Origin of the sequence: Nocardia sp. NPDC060220 (assembly GCF_042727815.1) — a bacterium.
Lineage (GTDB): Bacteria > Actinomycetota > Actinomycetes > Mycobacteriales > Mycobacteriaceae > Nocardia.
On the sequence record NZ_JBHWZY010001100.1, the window covers coordinates 1 to 1940 of the forward strand.

The 1940-nt window shown below is 68.7% G+C and carries 4 protein-coding genes; all 4 read right to left on the bottom strand.

From position 1 onward, the window contains the following. Nucleotides 1-480 (bottom strand): DUF6779 domain-containing protein (locus tag ACFWF3_RS34070; protein ID WP_379318126.1); only part of this gene is annotated, 480 nt, incomplete at its 3' end. A gap of 68 nt (nt 481-548) precedes the next feature. Next, nucleotides 549-1022 carry a DUF3180 domain-containing protein gene (locus ACFWF3_RS34075; RefSeq protein WP_378990757.1) on the bottom strand — a complete coding sequence of 158 codons (474 nt, stop codon included), beginning with the start codon at nt 1020-1022 and terminating at the stop codon, nt 549-551. Next, on the bottom strand, nt 1016-1555 hold the full coding sequence (gene folK, locus ACFWF3_RS34080; protein WP_379318127.1) for a 2-amino-4-hydroxy-6-hydroxymethyldihydropteridine diphosphokinase: 540 nt from the start codon (nt 1553-1555) through the stop codon (nt 1016-1018). The genes ACFWF3_RS34075 and folK overlap by 7 nt, the downstream gene beginning before the upstream one ends. Continuing rightward, on the bottom strand, nt 1552-1940 hold a 389-nt coding region (gene folB, locus ACFWF3_RS34085; RefSeq protein ID WP_379318129.1), incomplete at its 5' end, for a dihydroneopterin aldolase. The genes folK and folB, both read right to left, overlap by 4 nt.

Here is a 1940-nt window from a genome sequence, read left to right on the forward strand (position 1 = left end):
GCCACCGGCGGGCAACGCGTCGATCCGCACGGCATCGGCCTGCAGCGCAGGTTGCTCGTCGAGCAGGGCGCCGTCGAAGAGAACCTGCAGATTCTGGCGCAGCAGGGTCAGCTCGGCGCGCAGCGCGGCGATTTCGGAGGAGTCGGCGCCGACTTCGGCGCGCACCCGCGCCTCGACACCCATCTCGTACTCACGGCGCGCGTTGATCTCACGCTCGAGCTGCAACTCGTACACCGTCTGCAGATCGCGCACCTTCGCCTTGTCGACGGCCGCGTCCTTGCGGTAGCGGGTAGCTGCGAGCGCGCCGATCACCGCGGCCCACAGGGCTGCTACCAGGCCGATCCGCACGTATTGGACGTTTTCGCTGAAGATCAGGAAAACACTGGCGGTCAGACCGAGCAGGATGAGGAAACCGACGAAGAATTTTCCCGCGTCGTCCCGCCGTCGTCGGGGCGCCGTGCTGCGGGAGGGTGAAACCATGAGGGCCAGGGTAGCCGGAATCGGCTGGTCGGCCCACCAAAGGCTACGGAGATTCCATTCGCAAGTTGCTATGTAGTAGCGGGGTCGTCGGTCGGGTCCTCGGGTGCCCGGCAGCAATACTCCAGCCACAAAGCCGCAGCAACCAGGGCCGAACCGGCCAGCAGGCCGACCACCGCACCCGGCGAATCCGTAGCGGCGGCGGTGACGGTCCCGCGCTGTGGGAAAACCCACAGCAGGAAACCCAGCCACACACCCGCGGCCAGCGAACCCACCTGCAACGACGCCTTCGCCAGCGCCACACCCCTGGCCACGTTGATCGGATGCATCTGACCCGATCCGTCGCCGATCTGCTCATCGGCGATCTTGGCCTTGATCGCGAAGCCGAGCGCCGCCTCGATCGCGGCGACCGGCAGCAGCGAGGCGCCCGCGGCCACCGAGATCGACGGGAAGCTGGAATAGGCGAACCGGGTGGCGACCCAGGCGACCGCGGCGGCCACCACCACATTCAGCGCGAGGTCGAGTACCCGGGTGGGTTTCAGCACGAGCCGGCGCTTTCCTCGCGTAGCACCAGGTCGGTACGGACCCCGCCGTCTTTCTCGGACTGGTCGAGTCCGGCGAGCAGCTCCGCGATCGGGCGCGCGGCCCCGTCGACGACAAGGTGCGCGGACGGTTCGACAGCCAGCCACGGGATGAGGACGAAGGCCCGGTTGCGGGCCTGCGGGTGCGGCAGGATCAGCGTCGGATCGGTGTCGCGGGCGATCGCCGTGCCGGTGCTGTCGGCGCACTGGACCACGTCGACATCGAGGGTGCGCGCACCCCAGCGAACCTCGCGCACGCGGCCCGCCGCCTGCTCGAGCTCCTGACCGAAACGCAGCCAGGCGTAATCGTCGAAGGCCGGATCTTCCGCTGTGACAACAGCATTGAGGTAATCGTCTTGGTCGACGCCACCCCACGGCGCGGTCGTGTAGACCGGCGACACCGCCACGACCCGCTCCCCCAGCGCGTCGAGCACGCTGCGCAGATGCGCGAGCCGATCGCCCAGATTCGAGCCGATCGAGAGCACCGCGCGAGTCATCGGCGCTGCTCCGGGGCCTGCGTGCGATACCGGGTAGCCACCACGCGCACGTCTTCGAAGGTGTGCGGGATCGGCGCCGACGGCTTGTGCACGACCACCTCCACCGCCTCGATCCGCGGGTCGGCCATCACGTCGTCGGCGATCTCGGAGACCACTGTTTCGATCAGATCGCGCGGCGGACCGGTCACGATGCGCACGGCACGCTCGGCGAGCGCGCCGTAGTCGACGGTGTCGGCGAGGTCGTCGGACGCGGCGGCCGCGGCGAAATCGACCCACACCGTCAGATCGACGACGAATTCCTGGCCGTCACGACGCTCGAAATCGAACACTCCGTGCCTGCCGAAAGCACGCAGGCCGCGCAGCTCGATCCGCGACGAGGCGGGCC

Excerpts from the sequence above, each read along its gene's own strand:
- folK (WP_379318127.1), bottom strand. The coding sequence starts at position 1,555 with ATGACTCGCGCGGTGCTCTCGATCGGCTCGAATCTGGGCGATCGGCTC.